General features: G+C 61.2%; 18 protein-coding genes. 12 read left to right on the forward strand and 6 right to left on the reverse strand.

Annotated features, from left to right (window positions below; all coding sequences use genetic code 11):
* Window positions 1-60 precede the first annotated feature (60 nt).
* From hemA to PQR40_RS22040, 6 genes are all read left to right on the forward strand, one after another.
* Entirely contained in the window at window positions 61-1,347 is a 1,287-nt protein-coding gene (gene hemA / locus PQR40_RS22015; protein WP_408509877.1) for a glutamyl-tRNA reductase, read from the forward strand.
* 120 nt (window positions 1,348-1,467) lie between these two features.
* A complete protein-coding gene (gene prfA, locus PQR40_RS22020; protein WP_408235937.1) occupies window positions 1,468-2,550 on the forward strand; it encodes a peptide chain release factor 1 in 1,083 nt (360 codons plus the stop codon).
* A 6-nt stretch (window positions 2,551-2,556) separates the two neighbouring features.
* The gene (gene prmC, locus PQR40_RS22025; protein ID WP_408509878.1) at window positions 2,557-3,399 is read left to right on the forward strand and encodes a peptide chain release factor N(5)-glutamine methyltransferase; all 843 of its coding nucleotides are present in this window, start codon (window positions 2,557-2,559) and stop codon (window positions 3,397-3,399) included.
* Window positions 3,400-3,514: 115 nt separating this feature from the next.
* Window positions 3,515-3,826 (forward strand): Grx4 family monothiol glutaredoxin, encoded by a 312-nt coding sequence (grxD, locus tag PQR40_RS22030; RefSeq protein WP_012434475.1) that lies wholly within the window; start codon window positions 3,515-3,517, stop codon window positions 3,824-3,826.
* A gap of 49 nt (window positions 3,827-3,875) precedes the next feature.
* Window positions 3,876-4,475, forward strand: a complete 600-nt coding sequence (locus PQR40_RS22035; protein ID WP_408338252.1) for a UbiX family flavin prenyltransferase — start codon at window positions 3,876-3,878, stop codon at window positions 4,473-4,475.
* A gap of 137 nt (window positions 4,476-4,612) precedes the next feature.
* Window positions 4,613-5,398: a DODA-type extradiol aromatic ring-opening family dioxygenase gene (locus tag PQR40_RS22040; protein ID WP_408509879.1), complete on the forward strand. Its 786-nt coding sequence runs from the start codon at window positions 4,613-4,615 to the stop codon at window positions 5,396-5,398.
* A gap of 146 nt (window positions 5,399-5,544) precedes the next feature.
* Here the strand turns inward: PQR40_RS22040 and PQR40_RS22045 are convergent, their stop codons facing one another.
* Window positions 5,545-7,140 carry an APC family permease gene (locus PQR40_RS22045; protein ID WP_408235949.1) on the reverse strand — a complete coding sequence of 532 codons (1,596 nt, stop codon included), beginning with the start codon at window positions 7,138-7,140 and terminating at the stop codon, window positions 5,545-5,547.
* A gap of 482 nt (window positions 7,141-7,622) precedes the next feature.
* Here PQR40_RS22045 and PQR40_RS22050 point away from each other — a divergent pair, with 482 nt between their 5' ends.
* Window positions 7,623-7,826 (forward strand): cold-shock protein, encoded by a 204-nt coding sequence (locus PQR40_RS22050; protein WP_035554962.1) that lies wholly within the window; start codon window positions 7,623-7,625, stop codon window positions 7,824-7,826.
* A gap of 111 nt (window positions 7,827-7,937) precedes the next feature.
* On the opposite strand, the gene PQR40_RS22055 is transcribed toward PQR40_RS22050, so the two are convergent.
* On the reverse strand, window positions 7,938-9,188 hold the full coding sequence (locus PQR40_RS22055; protein ID WP_408509880.1) for an Hsp70 family protein: 1,251 nt from the start codon (window positions 9,186-9,188) through the stop codon (window positions 7,938-7,940).
* A gap of 190 nt (window positions 9,189-9,378) precedes the next feature.
* Here PQR40_RS22055 and PQR40_RS22060 point away from each other — a divergent pair, with 190 nt between their 5' ends.
* Window positions 9,379-10,854 carry an MFS transporter gene (locus PQR40_RS22060; protein ID WP_408509881.1) on the forward strand — a complete coding sequence of 492 codons (1,476 nt, stop codon included), beginning with the start codon at window positions 9,379-9,381 and terminating at the stop codon, window positions 10,852-10,854.
* 135 nt (window positions 10,855-10,989) lie between these two features.
* Here the strand turns inward: PQR40_RS22060 and PQR40_RS22065 are convergent, their stop codons facing one another.
* Together PQR40_RS22065 and PQR40_RS22070 are read right to left on the reverse strand one after the other, a co-directional pair.
* Window positions 10,990-11,583, reverse strand: coding sequence for a nitroreductase family protein (locus PQR40_RS22065; RefSeq protein ID WP_408235958.1), 594 nt, complete (start codon window positions 11,581-11,583; stop codon window positions 10,990-10,992).
* Between the two features lie 185 nt (window positions 11,584-11,768).
* Entirely contained in the window at window positions 11,769-13,052 is a 1,284-nt protein-coding gene (locus PQR40_RS22070) for an MFS transporter (protein WP_408235961.1), read from the reverse strand.
* Window positions 13,053-13,206: 154 nt separating this feature from the next.
* Here PQR40_RS22070 and PQR40_RS22075 point away from each other — a divergent pair, with 154 nt between their 5' ends.
* Entirely contained in the window at window positions 13,207-13,848 is a 642-nt protein-coding gene (locus PQR40_RS22075; RefSeq protein ID WP_408235964.1) for a TetR/AcrR family transcriptional regulator, read from the forward strand.
* A gap of 84 nt (window positions 13,849-13,932) precedes the next feature.
* Window positions 13,933-14,487 carry a DUF1415 domain-containing protein gene (locus PQR40_RS22080; RefSeq protein WP_408235967.1) on the forward strand — a complete coding sequence of 185 codons (555 nt, stop codon included), beginning with the start codon at window positions 13,933-13,935 and terminating at the stop codon, window positions 14,485-14,487.
* A 41-nt stretch (window positions 14,488-14,528) separates the two neighbouring features.
* Here PQR40_RS22080 and PQR40_RS22085 read toward each other — a convergent pair whose 3' ends face one another.
* The gene (locus PQR40_RS22085) at window positions 14,529-15,371 is read right to left on the reverse strand and encodes a class I SAM-dependent methyltransferase (RefSeq protein ID WP_408235970.1); all 843 of its coding nucleotides are present in this window, start codon (window positions 15,369-15,371) and stop codon (window positions 14,529-14,531) included.
* Window positions 15,372-15,755: 384 nt separating this feature from the next.
* On the opposite strand from PQR40_RS22085, the gene PQR40_RS22090 reads away from it, so the two are divergent.
* Entirely contained in the window at window positions 15,756-16,076 is a 321-nt protein-coding gene (locus tag PQR40_RS22090; protein ID WP_074282059.1) for a type II toxin-antitoxin system HicA family toxin, read from the forward strand.
* 92 nt (window positions 16,077-16,168) lie between these two features.
* Here PQR40_RS22090 and PQR40_RS22095 read toward each other — a convergent pair whose 3' ends face one another.
* A complete protein-coding gene (locus PQR40_RS22095) occupies window positions 16,169-16,378 on the reverse strand; it encodes a DUF1059 domain-containing protein (RefSeq protein WP_201079526.1) in 210 nt (69 codons plus the stop codon).
* A gap of 415 nt (window positions 16,379-16,793) precedes the next feature.
* Here PQR40_RS22095 and PQR40_RS22100 point away from each other — a divergent pair, with 415 nt between their 5' ends.
* On the forward strand, window positions 16,794-18,065 hold the full coding sequence (locus PQR40_RS22100; protein ID WP_408509882.1) for a TIGR03862 family flavoprotein: 1,272 nt from the start codon (window positions 16,794-16,796) through the stop codon (window positions 18,063-18,065).
* The last annotated feature ends 28 nt before the right edge of the window (window positions 18,066-18,093 follow it).

An 18,093-nucleotide genomic window follows, 5' to 3' on the forward strand; every position in this document is an offset into this window, starting at 1 on the left:
TGTGAACAATGTAAGAATGATGAAAACGCTATAATATTGGGCTAAACCATAGCTCCCCATATGCAGCTTCTAACGATCGGAATCAATCACCACACTGCGCCTGTCGCCTTGCGCGAACGCGTGGCGTTTCCGCTCGAACAGATCAAGCCTGCATTGGACACCTTCAAGAGCATCTGGCTCGGCCGCACCGCCCGCACGGCGCCGGAAGCGGCAATTCTGTCCACCTGCAATCGCACCGAACTCTATTGTGCGACCGACGACCAGGCCGCGCGGGAAGCCGCGATCCAGTGGTTCTCGAAGTACCACAACCTGCCCGTCGACGAACTCGCGCCGCATGTATATGCGCTGCCGCAGTCGGAGGCCGTGCGCCATGCGTTCCGCGTCGCATCGGGCCTCGATTCGATGGTGCTCGGCGAGACGCAAATCGTCGGACAAATGAAGGATGCGGTGCGTACGGCGTCTGAAGCCGGCGCGCTTGGCACCTATCTGAACCAGTTGTTCCAGCGCACCTTCGCCGTTGCGAAGGAAGTGCGCAGCACGACCGAAATCGGCGCGCAGTCGGTTTCCATGGCGGCAGCCGCCGTACGGCTCGCGCAGCGGATTTTCGACAAGGTCTCGAACCAGCGCGTGCTGTTCATCGGCGCGGGCGAAATGATCGAGTTGTGCGCTACGCACTTCGCAGCGCAGCAGCCACGTGAACTCGTGGTTGCAAACCGCACCGCAGAGCGTGGCACCCGCCTTGCCGAACGCTTTAACGGCCGGGCCATTCCGCTCTCGGAACTGCCCACGCGCATGCATGAGTTCGACATCATCGTGTCGTGTACGGCTTCCACCCTGCCGATCATCGGTCTGGGCGCGGTCGAGCGAGCGGTGAAAGCGCGCCGTCACCGGCCGATTTTCATGGTCGATCTGGCCGTGCCACGCGATATCGAACCCGAAGTCGGCCAGCTGGAAGACGTGTTCCTCTACACCGTCGACGACCTCGGCGCGATCGTGCGCGAAGGCAACGCGTCGCGGCAAGCCGCGGTTGCCCAGGCCGAGGCAATCATCGAAACGCGTGTGCAGAATTTCATGCAATGGCTCGACGCGCGCAGCATCGTGCCAGTGATCCGTCACATGCATACTCAGGCCGACGTGCTGCGTCGCGCCGAAGTCGAACGCGCACAGAAAATGCTCGCGCGCGGCGACGACCCGGCGGCGGTGCTCGAAGCGCTGTCGCAATCGCTCACCAACAAACTGATCCACGGCCCCACGCACGCGCTCAATCGCGCGAGCAGCGAGAACCGTGACACGCTCATCGAGTTGATGAGCGGCTTCTACAAACACTCCGGTTCTACGGAGCGTTAGCGGCGCAGCCACTGCCGCAACGTCCGCGCCACCCTGTGGCCCGCGACGTGCTTCTGACCAGGGCATCCGCCCACTTCCCTAGTCGTCGTCTTTGCCGGAGTCCGCTCCGATACCCGTCCGATGAAAACGAGCATGCAACGCAAGCTCGACCAGCTCACTACCCGGCTGGCCGAACTGAACGACCTGTTGAGCCGCGAGGACATCACCTCGAATCTCGACCAATACCGCAAGCTCACGCGTGAACACGCCGAGCTCGGGCCGGTCGTCGAGCACTACGCGCTGTGGCGCCACGCAATGAACGACGCAGCGACCGCGCAGGAACTGCTGGCGGACGTGTCGATGCGCGACTTTGCGGAAGAGGAAATCCGCGCGGCGCGCGAGCGGATGGAAAAACTCGGCGCCGAATTGCAGAAAATGCTGCTGCCCAAAGACCCCAACGACGACCGCAACATCTTTCTCGAAATCCGTGCCGGAACAGGTGGCGACGAATCGGCGCTGTTCGCGGGCGATTTGCTGCGCATGTACCTGCGTTTTGCCGAGCGCAATCGCTGGCAAGTGGAGATGATGTCGGCGAGCGAATCGGATCTGGGTGGCTACAAGGAAGTGATCGTGCGGATCGCCGGCGAAGCGGCCTATTCCAAGCTCAAGTTCGAGTCCGGCGGCCATCGCGTGCAACGCGTGCCGGCCACCGAAACGCAGGGCCGCATTCACACGTCGGCGTGCACGGTCGCGGTAATGCCGGAAGCGGACGAAATCGGCGAAGTCGAGATCAATCCGGCCGATCTGCGCATCGACACGTTCCGCGCGTCCGGTGCGGGCGGCCAGCACATCAACAAGACGGACTCGGCCGTGCGCGTCACACACTTGCCGACGGGTATCGTCGTCGAATGTCAGGACGACCGGTCGCAGCACAAGAACAAGGATCGGGCGCTGAAGGTTTTGGCTGCGCGCATCAAGGACAAGCAATCACACGAGCAGCAGCAGAAGGAAGCCGCAACGCGCAAGAGCCTGATCGGCTCGGGTGATCGGTCGGAACGGATTCGCACCTACAACTTCCCGCAAGGACGTCTGACGGATCACCGGATCAATCTGACGCTGTATCGCCTCGACGCAATCATGGACGGCGATCTCCATGAATTGATCGCGGCCCTGGTCAGCGAGCATCAGGCCGAGTTGCTGGCATCGCTGGGCGACGCGGACTAAGCGCGGATGGATCCGGTCACCCCTGCCGCGTTGTTGCGCGCCTCGCCACTGCCGTCGCTCGAAGCGCGGATTCTGCTCACGCACGTGCTCGGCTGGCGGCATACGCAATTGATTACACGCTGCGATGAAGCGCTCGACGGCACGCTAGTTGAACGATACCGGTTGCTGGAAGCGCGACGTGTCGCCGGAGAGCCGGTGGCGCAGCTGGTCGGCGTACGCGAATTTTTTGGCCTTGATTTCGAAGTGACGCCCGACGTGCTGATTCCACGTCCAGAAACCGAATTGCTGGTCGAAACGGCGTTAGCGGCAATGGAAAACATCGCGCGGCCGTGCGTGCTCGATCTCGGCACGGGCACCGGCGCGATTGCCGTGGCGATTGCCTCGATGCGGCCCGACGCGCAGGTCTGGGCGCTGGACCGTTCCGCCGAAGCGCTGGCGGTAGCCACACGCAACGCCGCACGTCTGCTGGATACCAAACGCCCCGGCGGGGCCGTGGTATTGCAGCAAAGCAACTGGTACAGCTCGCTCGACGCAGCATTGCACTTTAACGTGATCGTCAGCAATCCACCGTACATCGCGAGCAACGATCCGCATTTGTCGGAAGGCGATCTGCGCTTCGAACCGCGCGGCGCACTCACCGACGAGTCCGACGGACTCAGCGCGATCCGCGCGATCATCGCCGGGGCGCCCGCGCGTTTGGCCGCCAACGGCGTATTGTGGATCGAACACGGGTACGATCAGGCGGAAGCCGTACGCGGCCTGCTGACGGCGCAAGGTTTTGAGCAAGTCCGCTCGGAGCAGGATCTGGCCGGCATCGAGCGAATCAGCGGCGGCCTGTTGCACGGTTGACCTCGATGAATGGCCTCAATCTCCAAGGGTGACAAAGCGGCCCTCGGCCGGTCGTACCGAAATCCGCTATCATTTCAGCCTATTCCCTACACATAACGGAACCGCAAGGTCAGTCATGGATACGCAACAACGCATCAAGCAAATCGTCGACGAAAACAATGTCGTGCTCTTCATGAAGGGCACCGCTCAGTTCCCGATGTGCGGCTTTTCCGGCCGCGCCATCCAGATTCTGAAGGCATGTGGCGTCGGCGAAATCAAAACCGTCAACGTGCTGGAAGACGACGAAGTCCGCCAGGGCATCAAGCAGTTCTCGAACTGGCCGACCATTCCGCAGCTCTATGTGAAGGGCGAATTCGTCGGCGGCTCGGACATCATGATGGAAATGTACGAATCGGGCGAACTGCAGCAGCTGTTTGCCGCGGCTTAAGCGGCCGCTGTCCGAACGTTTGTTGTCCTCCGATAAGGCGCCGCGAGCCATGGAAACACGCGCTGCGGCGCCACGCCGGCTGATCGTTGCGATTACCGGCGCGACCGGCGCCATCTACGGCATCCGGTTGCTCGAGACGTTGCGCAGGCTGGGCGGCGTCGAAAGCCATCTGCTGATTTCGAGCGCAGGCTGGCTCAATATCCAGCATGAACTCCAGTTGAGCAAAGAAGACGTGCATCCGCTCGCGGATGTCGTTCATTCGGTACGCGATGTCGGCGCGAGCATCGCGTCCGGCTCATTTGCGACCGATGGCATGGTGATCGCTCCCTGCTCGATGAAGACGCTCGCCAGCGTCGCACATGGCTTTTCCGACAACCTGATCACCCGCGCCGCCGATGTCACGCTCAAAGAGCGCCGTCGGCTCGTGCTGCTCGTGCGCGAAACGCCGTTCAATCTCGCGCATCTGCGCAATATGACGGCCGTGACCGAAATGGGCGGCGTGATCTTCCCGCCCTTACCTGCCTTCTACAACCACCCCACCTCGATCGACGAAATGGTCGATCACACGGTGGCGCGTGTGCTGGATCTCTTCGCGCTTGGACCTGCTTTGTCGCCGGCGTGGCAAGGATTGCGCGGCCAGCAGGAATAACACGCACGGCGGGATATCGATTAATAACACCGGCGACACAATCAATTCCGTTTTCACCCGTTTATCAAACGTCGGTACGGACCTATATTGATAGCAACCCCACTTCCGCGCCGCATCCCTGCGGCGGCGTTGCTGCCATGAATCGCTTACCGTCGCTTTTCCTTTCCCACGGCGCACCTACGCTGCCAATCGACCCATCCATGCCGTCCGCCGAATTCGGCGCACTGTCGGCGCAATTGCCGCGTCCTGAAGCCGTGCTGATGCTGTCGGCCCATTGGGGCACGGCACAGCCTGAGGTGAGCACTTCCATCGCACCGGAAACCATCCACGATTTCTACGGCTTTCCGCGTCAGTTGTATGAAATACAGTATCCGGCTCCGGGTGCGCCCGCTGTGGCGCGCCGTGCCGCCGTACTGCTCGGTGAACACGGCATCCTTACCAACGCCCAGCCGCATGGGCTCGATCACGGCGCGTGGGTGCCGATGCTGCTGATGTTCCCGGCCGCCGACGTGCCGGTCGCGCAGTTGTCGATTCAGCCGCGCCAGGACGCCGCCCATCACTTCCGCGTGGGTCGCGCGCTGCGCTCACTGAAAGACGACGGCGTGATGGTGATCGGCTCGGGCCAGATCACGCACAACCTGCGCGCAGCCGACTTTTCCGCGCGCCCGGAGGACGCCGACCCGCGCGTGGCCGAATTCACCGGCTGGTTCGAGGCAAAGCTCGCTGCGTATGACATCGAGGCGTTGCTCGACTACCGCCGTCAGGCGCCGCACGCGGTGCTGATGCATCCCACCGACGAGCACCTGCTGCCCGTATTCGCGGCCCTTGGGGCGGCGGACGACGATTATTCGCTGGCAATCCAGTCGCTTGGGACCTACCAACGGTCGCTCGCCATGACGAATTACGTGTTCGGCACGGCCTGATTCGACGGCAACCCAGCGCCATCGGAAACACCCAAACAGGATCTGAGCGCCGTCGCAAACAAAAAAGCCCGCCTGAGCAACCAGGCGGGCTTTTTCGTACTGTGCCGGATCAAGCTGATCCGGCGGAAGACTTAGCGCAGCAACTCTTAATGTGCGCCCATGCCTTCGAGAACTTCGTCGTGCGTCTGACGCTCCTCGAGGTAGTCCGAGCGATAGCCGCTATGCACGCCCCAGTAGTAGAACACCAGCGAGAACGCGATCACCACCAGCATGTCCCAGCCATACGGCAGGACGCCACGGCCACCGAATTCCTTGCTGCCGATCAGCGACAGGATCGCCATCACCGGCAGGTAGGCCACGAGCCACCATGCGGCCTTCAGATCACGCCCCCAGCCGCCGAAACCCGACTTGGCCTGGAAGTAGAAGTACACCGGCAGCGCGACGACCATGAGCAGAATGATTTCGCCGGTCAGCGGCCACTTTGCCCAGTACAGGATCAGTGACGCGCACACGAACGCGAACGGCGCAATGATCTTCATGCCCGGAATGTGCAGCGGGCGCTCCAGATCCGTCGCCGCGCGGCGCAGCGCCATCAGGCTGATCGGGCCGGTCAGGTACGAGATCACGGTCGCAACCGAGATCACCGCCGCCAACGAGCTCCAGCCGCGGAAGAAGAACAGGAAAATGAACGACACCAGCAGGTTGAACCACATCGCCTGACGCGGCACGCCGTAGAACGGGTGCACGTTGCCGAACATCTTCGGCATCGTGTTGTTGCGCTCCATCGCGTAGATCATGCGGGTAGTGGTGGCCATGTAGGTCGTGCCCGTGCCGCTCGGGCTGACGAACGCGTCGACGTACAGCAGGATAGCCAGCCAGTTCAGGTTCAGCGCGATCGCCAGTTCGGCGAACGGCGAAGCGAAGTTGAAGTGGCTCCAGCCCTTCATCACGTCGCCCGGGCTCACCGCGCCGATATACGCGACCTGCAGCAGCACGTAGATCACCAGCGCCAGCAGGATCGAGCCGATCACCGCAAACGGTACGCTCCTGGCCGGATTGCGCGCCTCACCCGCGAGGTTGATCGGGCTCTGGAAACCGTTGAAGGCAAACACGATACCGCTCGTCGACACTGCCGTCAGCACAGCCGACCAGCCATACGGCGCAAAGGTGCTCGCTTCGCCGAAGTTTTCCTTGTGGAAGCCCGTCAGCATCAAACCGAGGATCGTCGCCCCCGGAATCAGGAACTTGAAGATCGTGATTGCCGAATTGGCGCGCGCGAACAGTTTCACGCCCCAGTAGTTGAGCAGGAAGTAAATGATCACGAGCACCGCGGACAGCAATAGCCCGGGGGTCGTTAATGACCCGTCCACGAATAGCGCATGCGCCCATGGATACGGCCATGTACTCATATATTGAATGGAGGCTTCAGCCTCGATTGGAATCACCGAGACAATGGCGATCCAGTTGGCCCATGCACTGATGAAACCAACCAGTGCACCGTGCGAATAGCGCGCGTAACGCACCATGCCGCCGGACTCGGGGAACATCGCGCCGAGTTCTGCGTACGTCAATGCAATCGCGAGAATCACGACCGCCCCAATGACCCATGCACAAATGGCAGCCGGCCCGGCAATTTTTGCAGCCTTCCACGCGCCGAACAGCCAGCCCGATCCGATGATCGAACCCAAGCCGGTCAGCAAGAGCGCGACTGGCCCGATGTTCCGTTGTATAGAACTTTTCACATCTTCTCCTGTGTCGGCCGGAGTGCGTGCTTTAGCACTTACTCCGGTCCCATGCGAGTTGCAGCAGACCATGTCGGCACCGCGTGACAACGCTTGTGGCGCTGGAGACGGGTGACGCGCATGCATACGCGACGGCCCATTCCAATCAGGTGCAACCGACGCGCGGCGCGTAGTTTAACGGTTGCACCCGTACGTTGCAGCGAAACCAAGGGTTCTCCCTAGCAAAATTCTCGGGCGAATAGCAAGCTTTGTAAGCAACTTTTGCGCCAATCTATCAAAATATCGTAAAGTTCGGCCCGGAGTGTTGACCTTGGCCTGAAATGGCCGTATAACGTTCGGGCAGGATTTCAAGCGGCGAGTGAATTGGTCTTTCGTAGTTCGCCCATCAACGGTACTCCGGTTGGTCCCATTACCCCCTTCCTTGATTTTCATGCGCACCCATTGGGCTTCGGCCTTATTTACCATCTTTAGGAACAAGTAATATGGAAACCGGTACCGTCAAGTGGTTCAATGACGCAAAGGGCTTTGGCTTCATCACGCCGGACGGCGGTGGCGAAGATCTGTTCGCGCATTTCTCGGAAATCCGTACGGAAGGCTTCAAGACGCTGCAAGAAAACCAAAAGGTTACGTTTGAAGTGAAGACGGGCCCGAAGGGCAAGCAAGCTGCTGACATCAAGCCGGCGTAAGCAGGCACGCTTCCTTCTGGACGCAAAAAAACCCCGCCTCGGCGGGGTTTTTTATATCCATCGCCATTGCATACAGTGATTATCCCGGCAGTATGCGATTGGTTGGTCTGGTTATCCGAATAGACGTCGCGCGTGAATACCGAGACCTGTCGCAACGCTGGCAAGACGGTCGCCGAATACCGCTTTGGCATCCGGAAATGCGGCCGCCAAGGCACTCGATAGAAACGCTAATCCGGTCGAGCCACCCGTGAAATAAATCGCGTTGACGTCACGCGGGGCGACGCCAGCCGCCTGCACCGTATCGCGCGCCGCCTGCACGATGCGCTGCGTCTCATCCTGACCGGCCTTGATGAGTTGCGCTTCGTCGAATGCGAGGCGTAAGTCGTCTTCCACCTCGTCGAGGTCGATCACGGTTTCGCCACCCGCCGCCACGCCAATCTTCGCCTCTTCCGCATGAGCCGCCAGCGCATGCCCCAAGCGGCGCTCCACGACGCGCATCAGGCGATCGTGATGTTTGGCCTGGATGAACAGATGCCGCATGAGCGCGAGTTCGCTGACGCGCTTCGGTGCGTAGACGGTGTTGATCAGGTGCCAGGTCGCCAGGTCGAAATAGATGCGGCTAGGAATCTCACGGCCTTCGGGGTCAAGCGTCTGGTAGCCGAGTTCGCGCAGGATCGTCACCAGTTCGACGCGGCGGTCGAAATCGGTGCCTGCAACGTGCACACCGTGGTGAGCCAGCACGTCGTCCTTCCGCTCGACGCGCGTCACCCGCTCCGGCCCCACTCGCACCAGCGAAAAGTCCGACGTGCCGCCGCCGATATCGGCCACCAGCACGAGTCCCTCTTCTGTCAGATGCGATTCGTAGTCGAACGCGGCCGCGATCGGCTCATACTGAAAGTGAATCTCCCGCAAACCGACTGAATGCGCCGCGGCTTCGAGTTGCTGCTGCGCCATCTGGTCCGCGCGCGGATCGTCGTCGACGAAGAACACCGGGCGGCCCAACACGGCACGGCTGATCGGTCCACCGACGCTCTTCTCGGCGGAGCGCTTCAGGTGGTCGACGAAAATCGCGATGATGTCCGTGTACTTGATCGCCGAGCCGTCGCCGAGATCGGTCGAATTCTCGGCGAGCGGCGAGCCGAGAATACTTTTCATCGAGCGCATCAGACGGCCGTCAAAACCGTCGATGTACGCCGCAAGCGCCGAGCGCCCGAACTCGTGGGTGTTCTCGTCGGTGTTGAAAAAGACGGCGGTCGGCAGCGTCGTATAGGCGCCCTCGACCGGCGCAAGCCTAAGCGCAGCGCCGTCAGGGACGGCTACGGCCGAATTGGAAGTACCGAAATCAATCGCGCAATAGTTCATGGCAGGAATCGCCGCTCACGGCTGGCGCGGACAGAAAGGGGAGCGGCTTTGTAACACGAAAGCCCAATCAGCATCAACTGACGCTTTCCGGGACGCCCGCAATAATGTCCCAAGCCCGCTCGACGGAACAAAAATTGCTGGATTCGACAGGATACGCCGCCAATTTTCGACAATCAGGAGACTTACAGCAATGAGCGCGCCGCCTACCGCCGCTGTTCACGAGAAAAACGCCGCTGTCATTGAAACCGACCTGCCCTCGCGGCTCGACCGTTTGCCCTGGGGGCGCTTCCACTCGCTGATCGTTGTCGCGCTGGGCATAACGTGGCTGCTGGACGGTCTTGAGGTCACGCTCGCGGGCGCTGTGGCCAGTGCGCTGAAGTCTAGCCAATCGTTGCACTTTACCAACGCCGACGTGGGGCTTGCCGGCAGCGCCTACATTGCCGGCGCCGTGCTCGGCGCGCTCGGCTTCGGCTGGCTGACCGACCGGCTCGGCCGCCGCAAGCTGTTCTTCATCACACTCGCGCTATATCTGGCCGCCACCGCGGCGACCGCGTTGTCGTGGAATCTCGCCAGCTTTCTGCTGTTTCGCTTTCTGACCGGCGCAGGCATCGGCGGCGAATATACGGCGATTAATTCGACGATCCAGGAATTCACGCCGGCGCGGGTGCGCGGCTGGACCGATCTCGGCATCAACGGCACTTTCTGGATCGGTGCGGGACTCGGCGCGGCGGGCTCACTGATCCTGCTCGATCCGAATTTACTACCGGGCGACTGGGGCTGGCGCGCCTGTTTCTTCATCGGCGCGGTGCTGGCGCTGGCGATTCTGCCGATGCGCATCTGGGTACCCGAAAGTCCTCGCTGGCTGCTTACACACGGCGGCGAACGCGATGCGCGCTCGATCGTGGAAGGCATCGAAACACGCCTTCGCAAGGAAGGCCATGAACTCTCCGACCACGACCTCGCGCGGCTAAAACTGCGCGCACGCGGACATACGCCGTTGCGCGAGGTGTTTCACACGCTGTTCAATGTGCACCGACGGCGCGCGCTGGTTGGCCTGTCGCTGATGACCGCTCAGGCGTTTTTCTACAACGCGATCTTTTTCACCTACGCGCTGGTGTTGACCGATTTCTATCACGTGCCAGGTGACCACATTGGCTGGTATCTGTTGCCGTTCGCACTCGGTAACTTTCTTGGACCGCTGGTGCTCGGCCGGCTCTTCGACGTCATCGGGCGACGCAAAATGATCGCTACGACTTACGCGCTGTCCGGCATCCTGCTGACGCTGAGCGGCTACCTGTTCGAGCAGCATATGCTCACCGTCGTGACGCAGACGATTGCGTGGATGGTGGTCTTCTTCTTCGCCTCGGCGGCAGCGAGTTCGGCATATCTGACGGTCAGCGAATCGTTTCCACTGGAGATCCGCGCGCTGGCGATCGCGGTGTTCTACGCATTCGGTACAGCGCTAGGCGGCATCATTGGCCCGGCGTTCTTCGGCCGGCTGATCGATACGCATCAGCGCAGCGAAGTGTTTTCGGGCTATCTGGTCGGCTCGGGGCTGATGCTCGCAGCCGCGGTGATCGCTGCGATATGGGGCGTGGATGCGGAGCGGAAGTCGCTCGAGAATGTCGCCGCGCCACTTTCGAGCGTCACGGACGGCGCGGAATGAATCACGCCCATTAACGTGTCGAGGAAGGCGCGGACTGGACCAACGCCCCTCCGAAGTCGCAGCAAATGCGATGCGGAATAAAAAAACGCGCGGTCAGCGCCGCGCGTTTTTGTCACCACCAAGGCTGCAAGACGCTCAGAACGCCTTCTTCCAGCCGCCGCCATAAGCGATGTCGGCAAGCGGCAGACGTTGGCGCACCGACTTCTCGCGCTCGCGCAGCACCGGATCGAGCTTATCGACGTCGCCGTAGTGGCCAAGCGAAATCATGGCGATCACGTCGACGTCGTTCGGCAGCTTGAACGCCGTGCGGAACGCGGCCGGATCGAAGCCACTCATCTGATGCGCGGCGAGACCCAGTGCGTGCGCCTGCAACACCAGCGCCATCGCCGCGGCACCCGCGTCGTACGGCGCGCAACGGTTCACTTCGCCCTTGTTGGTGAGCGTGTGCGTGGTCACCGCGATCAACACCGGCGCCGGTGCATTCCAGCCCTGGTTGAACGGCACCAGCGTGGCAAAAGCCTGCTTGAACGAGACTTCATCGACGCTGCGGTCGAATACGAGGAAACGCCACGGTTGCGCGTTATACGAAGACGGCGCCCAGCGTGCCGCTTCGAGCACCGAATGCAGATGCTCGCGGCTCACCGGCTCGCTCGAATACGCGCGCGGGCTCCAGCGACCTGCAATCAGCTCGTGAATGGCAACTGCGGTAGGGGCGGGTTTGTTGGTCATGCGCTTCTCTCGGTCGAAATTCATGATCGACGGGCGGCTGCCCGGGGTCTCATAGCATAACCGGGCTGGGCCGCTCGCGCTCCAACAAGTGCGCAGTTAGTTTTCACGTCGGCTGCAATGGCAAACGGACCGTATGAGGCCGTTTGCGCTGGTTCGCGTTGTTCGCCGTGCTCTGAGGCGCGGCTTTATACCGCTTGCGGCTCCGGTACCTTGGCCGGCCGGTTGATCCGCAGCACGATCACGGCGGCAACCAGGCACAGCCCGCCGGAAATCATCGACGCCACCGTGTACGTGCCGAGGCTCGCGCGTAGCATGCCCGCGCCGAGTGCCGCAAAGGCCGCGCCGAGTTGGTGGCCGGCAACGATCCAGCCGAACACGACCGGCGCCGCTTCCTTGCCGTAGACATCGGTTGCGAGACGTACGGTGGGCGGCACGGTGGCGATCCAGTCGAGACCGTAGAACACCGCGAACAACGGCAGGCCGAAGAAATCGATGCCGAACGCGTGCGGCAGATACATGAGCGACAAACCGCGCAGGCCGTAGTACCAGAACAGCAGCACGCGACTATTGAAACGGTCCGACAGCCAACCGGACAACGTCGTGCCGAACAGATCGAAGATGCCCATTGCCGCGAGCAAGGATGCGCCCTGCACTTCGGTCATGCCGTAGTCGCCGCACATCGCGATCAGGTGCGTGCCGACGTAACCGTTGGTACTGGCACCGCAGATAAAGAAACTGAAGAACAGCAGCCAGAAATCACGCGTCTTGCTCGCCATCGCGAGTGTGCCAAAGGCGATGGCCAGCGGATTCTGCTTCGTCACTGAGGCGGAGATCGGTGCGTCGGCCGGTTCGCCGAACGGGCGCAACTTCATATCCGCGGGCCGCTCCGGCAACAGAAACGCGACCAACGGCAAAACAATCGCCGCCGCGCCCGCGACGACCCACACCACCTGGCGCCAGCCGTAATGCTCGGCGATGGCCGCAAGCATCGGCAGGAATACCAGTTGGCCGGTCGCCGAACTGGCGGTGAGAATTCCCATCACGAGGCCGCGATGCGTGGTGAACCACCGTGTCACGACCGTCGCGGACAACGACAGCGCCGCCACCCCCGTCGAGCCGCCGACCATTACGCCCCAGATCAGAATCATCTGCCACGGATGCGTCATCAGCGACGACAGCGCCACGCCCGCCGCCATCGTGCCGAGCGCGATCAGCAAAGTGGGACGCACGCCAAAGCGTTGCATTGCCGCGGCCGCGAACGGCCCCATCAGGCCGTACAGCGCGATGTTCACGGAGATCGCGAGCGAAATCGTCGCGCGGCTCCAGCCGAATTGATGCTCCAGCGGCAGCATCATCACGCTCGGCGTGGCGCGCGTGCCGGCCGCCGCCAGCAACACCAGAAATACCACCGCCACGGTCAACCAGCCGTAGTGAAAACGTCCGCCAATCAGTCTCGCTGCCCAGTTCATCGGTTCTCCAATCGACGCCTGCCCGCAGGCCGCGCCGCTCGCATTGTTACGACTTCGGTAAAGGACTTGTGACAGCTCAGTCACAATGAGTGTTGCGATATTAGTGACTGGTCGGTAACATGTCAAGGCGTCAATTCAATTCAGGTGGTAGCCCATGTCCGATAGTGAAACCCCCAAGCTGGCCAGTGCACGGCGCGCGCGCGGCGCGCAAACAGCCGGTCCGCAGGCGCAGCAGCACCTGTTGCGCGCCGCGGCCGAACTGTTTTATCGCGAGGGTGTGCGGGCGGTCGGCGTCGACGCGGTCGTGGAACGCGCGGGCGTGAACAAGATGAGCCTGTACCGCCAGTTCTCGTCGAAGGACGAATTGGTGATGGCGTATCTGGAGCAAAAGGACGAGCAATTCTTCGGCTACGTTGAGAAGAGTTTTGCAAAGCACCCGGGCGAGCCGGCAAAGCAGCTTCAGCAATATTTCGACGACCTGGCCGTGCGTGCATCGATCGACGACTACCGGGGCTGTCCTTTCGTGAATGTGTCGGTGGAGTTTCCCGACGCGGCGCACCCGGCGCGGCAATTCGTGGTTCGCAACAAGGAACGGCTGATGGCGCGGCTTCTGGAACTGACGACCGCGGCAGGCGCTGATGATCCGGTGGAGCTGGCCAATGGTCTGGGTTTGATGATCGAAGGCGTGTACGCGGCCAGCCAGACCTACGGCCCGGGCTGCGGGCCGATTCTTGTCGCACCGAAGATGGCGGCGCAGTTGATGGCCGCGGCGTGCGGCGGGTCGCCCGCTCGTTAAGGTTTTTGCCGTCCTGTTGCGGCCGGCGCGGATCGGTGCCGTTCCGCGCCGTTAGAATGACACTTTCCCCTTTCGCTGCTCGCCATGCCGTCGCCTGCCGAATCTCATGATGCTGTTATCGCCGCCACTCGCCATTGGCTGACAGAGGCCGTGATTGGGCTCAATTTGTGTCCTTTCGCCAAGGCCGTGCATGTGAAGGGGCAGATTCGCTACGCAGTTAGCGACGCTGTGGATATGGAAGGGGTTTTAACCGATCTAGAAACCGAGATTCAGGCGCTGATCGCGGCAAATCCTGAAGCGGTGGATACCACGCTTCTGATTTTACCGCAGGTACTCGGTGATTTTCTCGACTATAACGATAGTCTTTTCTTTGCCGAAAGAATGATCAAGCAACTTCGGCTGGAAGGCATTATTCAGATTGCCAGCTTTCACCCGCATTATCAGTTTGAAGGCAATGACCCCGATGATATCGAGAATTATACGAATCGTGCACCCTATCCTATTTTGCATCTGCTTCGCGAGAATAGTATTGAACGCGCGGTTCAGGCTTTTCCCGATGCTGAAGATATTTACGAGCGGAATCAGGAGACCCTTCGGCGGATCGGTCTTAAAGGCTGGAATGAATTGATGAAAATGTAGTTCGAGCGGTGGCCAGGAAAAAGCCACCGCTGCAGGACCGATCAGGCAGAAACAAAAAACCTGTCTTTCAGTTCCTCGATCCCGAGTGTCTCCATCACTTCATTGAGCCTCTCGGTCGGCCGCCGTCTCGGTAGATCCTTGAACTGCGCAATAATCAGTTCATTCTTCATGGAATGCTCCCACCCGACCAGCTCAGTCACACTCACCTGATAGCCATGTGCTTCCAGCTGCAGGCAGCGCAGCACGTTGGTAATCTGGCTTCCAAATTCCCGGGTATGCAGCGGATGCCGCCATATCTCGGTCAAAGCATTTCCCAGCGATTTACCCTTGTTCTGCCGTAAAACCCCGGCCACCTCAGCCTGGCAACACGGCACGACCACGATGTACTTCGCATGCTTTTCCAGAGCAAACCGAAGCGCGTCGTCAGTCGCGGTATTGCAGGCATGCAACGCCGTCACGATATCGATCTGCGCCGGCAAACGCTCCGAAGTAATCGACTCCGCCACCGACAGATTCAGGAACGACATCCCCTTGAAGCCCAGCCGGTCGGCCAGTTCCTCGGATTTCGTCACGAGATCCTCGCGCGTCTCGATGCCATAAATGTGCGAAGCACCACCAGCGGCGTCCTGAAACTCCTTGAAGAAAAGGTCATACAGGATAAAACCTAGGTATGACTTGCCCGCGCCATGGTCGACGAGCGTCACCGCGCCCTGCTGGTCCTTGAGGTCTTTCAGCAGCGGCTCGATGAACTGGAACAGGTGGTAGACCTGCTTCAGTTTGCGGCGGCTGTCCTGGTTCATCTTGCCGTCGCGCGTCAGGATATGAAGCTCCTTCAACAGTTCGACGGACTGGTTCGGACGGATTTCGTGGGTTTTGCTGGACATCGTGGGGACCGCCATCGATTGCAACGCGAACGTGCGACAGATGACGGAAAAAGGGAAAAGTTGCTGCCAGTTTACCCAAAGCGCAGGCCACTCACCTAAGAAGCCGCGTTGACCATGCGAGAAACACCGCAAACCTGGAACACTTCCTGCTCAAAAGGCGGTATGCGGGACGTTCTCGACGTGGCTTGAAGCATCTTGCGGGCCGGCTCACACGATGGCGTAAGCCGTGTCGCGCATAACAACAGGCTGCCGGCCGTGGCTCCAGTCACGCGAACCGAATGCATGTGGGGAGGGCGGTCCCGGAACACGGACCGAACGTTACGTAACCAGCAGCGCGCCGCGATCTCAAACGGACGCGCGCCCTGGATAATAGAAGAGGCAGCAATGGATACGGTACCCAACGGAAACGTCGAACAGAAATTTCAGGAAATGCTGGCGAAGCTCACCGCCGCGCCCGCGTGGTCGGAAAAGCAACAGCTCGAACTGGAAATGGCGCGCGACATATCCACCGAAATGCTGCGGCTGGCCGAAGTCATGCGCGACGGCAGCGTTGACATGGAAACCTGCCTGACGATGCTCAAGTACGCGAAAGTGCTCGACTTCGTCATGACGACGCTCGCTTCGCGCCGCGACATCAAACCGCAAACGCTGCGCGTCATTTTCAAGCTGGCCGGCCTGAAGGTTGATGAGGCTTATCCCGGCTAGGACGCCCAGACAACGCCGCGACCAGCGCGAGCGGCGCGCCGCCGCTCGCGCTGGTTAGCCGGCCCTCATCCTCAAGGAAAAGAAACAACGAATCACGCGCGTGGCGCCTCGACCGGTGGCGTGCCTTCATGAAAGAGCGTCTTGAGCTGCGAGCGCAGTTCCGGCGAGTCCGTATGTTTGTGCACCGTGACGGCATGCTGCACGGCCGCGTCGAGCAATTCGCTCTCGCTGTCGGCGGACAGGGCAACCGTGCAATTCATTTCGCTCGGGAACTCGCGGCAGTCGATGTATTTGCGAGTCATGGCAATCTCCTTGATCAAACGTCGAAACATCCAGACAAACAGCGGGCGCGCAGACCACGTCGCCAGCCACGGGCGCGGCTGCATTGGCCGTGTGGGCGAAATGAGAGTGGTGGGGTAGTGTGACGCGGGGGAAGAAGCAGACTGCGTCCGGTGGATGGTGTTTGAAAAGTATAGTTCGCACGTGTGAATAGCAAAGGAGCGAACGTGAGCGCAGAGGTTTGCGACACGCCCGAACCCAGCTCTTTTCGGCCACTAGCTCGCGCTGGCCCGTTAGCTCGTTGGCCGTTCGCCGCGCGCCGTTTGCCCTGCGTTGCCGGCGGTGTGAAAATAGCGCCCTTCACGCCGCCCGATTGTCAGATCAGGCCAACGCGCCGACCCTCCGCTCACCCGCTCATCCGCTCATCCGCAGGATCGCATGTCATCCTCCTTCGATTTCGCCCGCGTCGCCGTGATCGGCGGCGGCCCCGCCGGCTTGATGGCCGCCGAGGCGCTCGCCCAGCACGGCGTACAAGTCGACGTCTACGACGCGATGCCGTCCGTTGGCCGCAAATTCCTGATGGCGGGCAAAGGCGGCATGAACATCACGCATTCGGAACCGCTCGAGCCGTTTCTTGGTCGCTACGGCGCGCGCCGCGAACAGATTGCGCCGCTACTCGACCTATTCGGTCCCGACGCCTTGCGGGCCTGGCTGCATGGGCTTGGCGTAGAAACCTTCGTCGGCAGTTCGGGCCGGGTTTTTCCGACCGATATGAAAGCGGCGCCGATGTTGCGTGCGTGGTTGCACCGGTTGAGAGAAGCTGGCGTGCGCTTTCACATGCGCCACAAGTGGACCGGTTGGGACAACGATAACGGCGACACCGCGACGCAAAAGTTGCGCTTCGAAACACCCCACGGCGAGCAAAGCGTGAGCTGCGATGCCGTGGTGTTCGCACTAGGCGGTGCAAGCTGGCCGCGGCTCGGATCCGACGCCGCCTGGGTGCCGCTGCTGAGCGCACGCGAGGTGCCGGTGGCGCCGCTGCGGCCCGCGAACTGCGGCTTCGACGCAGACTGGAGCCCCTATCTGCGTGAGCGTTTCGCCGGCCAGCCCGTGAAATCGATAGCGATCACGCTCACCGACGTAGACAATAAAGTCCACAATCGACAAGGTGAAATACTTCTGACCGAAACCGGCCTTGAGGGGAGTCTGATTTATGCATTGTCGGCAGCCATCCGGGAGCGGATTCTGGCCGACGGAGACGTCACGATAGCGCTGGATCTGGCGCCAGGCTTGACGTTGGAGCGTGTCGTGACCGAGGTCACGCGACCGCGTGGCTCGCGTTCCATGTCGACTCACCTGCACGGCAGAATCGGGGTTAGTGGCGTAAAACTGGCCTTGCTGCACGAGATCCTGTCGAAGGAAGCCTTCGCCGACGCGAACGGTCTTGCGCATGCGATCAAGGCACTGCCGGTACGGCTCACGCGCGCCCGGCCTATCGAGGAAGCGATCAGCACCGCTGGCGGCATCCCCTTCGAAGCGCTGGATCAACATTTGATGATCCAGCGTCTGCCCGGCGCGTTCTGCGCGGGCGAAATGCTCGACTGGGAAGCGCCGACGGGTGGCTATCTGCTCACCGCCTGCTTCGCCAGCGGGCTAGTAGCAGGCCGCGGCGCATTAGCGTATCTCAAGGCGCGCGGCGTGCCGGTCTGACGCGCCGTGTTTCAATGGCTTACACGCA

Source organism: Paraburkholderia sediminicola, from assembly GCF_046026855.1.
Lineage (GTDB): Bacteria > Pseudomonadota > Gammaproteobacteria > Burkholderiales > Burkholderiaceae > Paraburkholderia > Paraburkholderia sediminicola_A.

What these genes read in the sequence shown, in the direction of transcription:
- PQR40_RS22080 (WP_408235967.1), top strand. Translation starts at nt 13,933, where the DNA reads ATGCCGTCGCCTGCCGAATCTCATGATGCTGTTATCGCCGCCACTCGC.
- PQR40_RS22085 (WP_408235970.1), bottom strand. Translation starts at nt 15,371, where the DNA reads ATGTCCAGCAAAACCCACGAAATCCGTCCGAACCAGTCCGTCGAACTG.
- PQR40_RS22065 (WP_408235958.1), bottom strand. Translation starts at nt 11,583, where the DNA reads ATGACCAACAAACCCGCCCCTACCGCAGTTGCCATTCACGAGCTGATT.
- PQR40_RS22035 (WP_408338252.1), top strand. Translation starts at nt 3,876, where the DNA reads ATGGAAACACGCGCTGCGGCGCCACGCCGGCTGATCGTTGCGATTACC.
- PQR40_RS22055 (WP_408509880.1), bottom strand. Translation starts at nt 9,188, where the DNA reads ATGAACTATTGCGCGATTGATTTCGGTACTTCCAATTCGGCCGTAGCC.
- hemA (WP_408509877.1), top strand. Translation starts at nt 61, where the DNA reads ATGCAGCTTCTAACGATCGGAATCAATCACCACACTGCGCCTGTCGCC.
- prfA (WP_408235937.1), top strand. Translation starts at nt 1,468, where the DNA reads ATGAAAACGAGCATGCAACGCAAGCTCGACCAGCTCACTACCCGGCTG.
- PQR40_RS22040 (WP_408509879.1), top strand. Translation starts at nt 4,613, where the DNA reads ATGAATCGCTTACCGTCGCTTTTCCTTTCCCACGGCGCACCTACGCTG.
- prmC (WP_408509878.1), top strand. Translation starts at nt 2,557, where the DNA reads ATGGATCCGGTCACCCCTGCCGCGTTGTTGCGCGCCTCGCCACTGCCG.
- PQR40_RS22100 (WP_408509882.1), top strand. Translation starts at nt 16,794, where the DNA reads ATGTCATCCTCCTTCGATTTCGCCCGCGTCGCCGTGATCGGCGGCGGC.
- PQR40_RS22070 (WP_408235961.1), bottom strand. Translation starts at nt 13,052, where the DNA reads ATGAACTGGGCAGCGAGACTGATTGGCGGACGTTTTCACTACGGCTGG.
- PQR40_RS22050 (WP_035554962.1), top strand. Translation starts at nt 7,623, where the DNA reads ATGGAAACCGGTACCGTCAAGTGGTTCAATGACGCAAAGGGCTTTGGC.
- PQR40_RS22095 (WP_201079526.1), bottom strand. Translation starts at nt 16,378, where the DNA reads ATGACTCGCAAATACATCGACTGCCGCGAGTTCCCGAGCGAAATGAAT.
- grxD (WP_012434475.1), top strand. Translation starts at nt 3,515, where the DNA reads ATGGATACGCAACAACGCATCAAGCAAATCGTCGACGAAAACAATGTC.
- PQR40_RS22060 (WP_408509881.1), top strand. Translation starts at nt 9,379, where the DNA reads ATGAGCGCGCCGCCTACCGCCGCTGTTCACGAGAAAAACGCCGCTGTC.
- PQR40_RS22090 (WP_074282059.1), top strand. Translation starts at nt 15,756, where the DNA reads ATGGATACGGTACCCAACGGAAACGTCGAACAGAAATTTCAGGAAATG.
- PQR40_RS22075 (WP_408235964.1), top strand. Translation starts at nt 13,207, where the DNA reads ATGTCCGATAGTGAAACCCCCAAGCTGGCCAGTGCACGGCGCGCGCGC.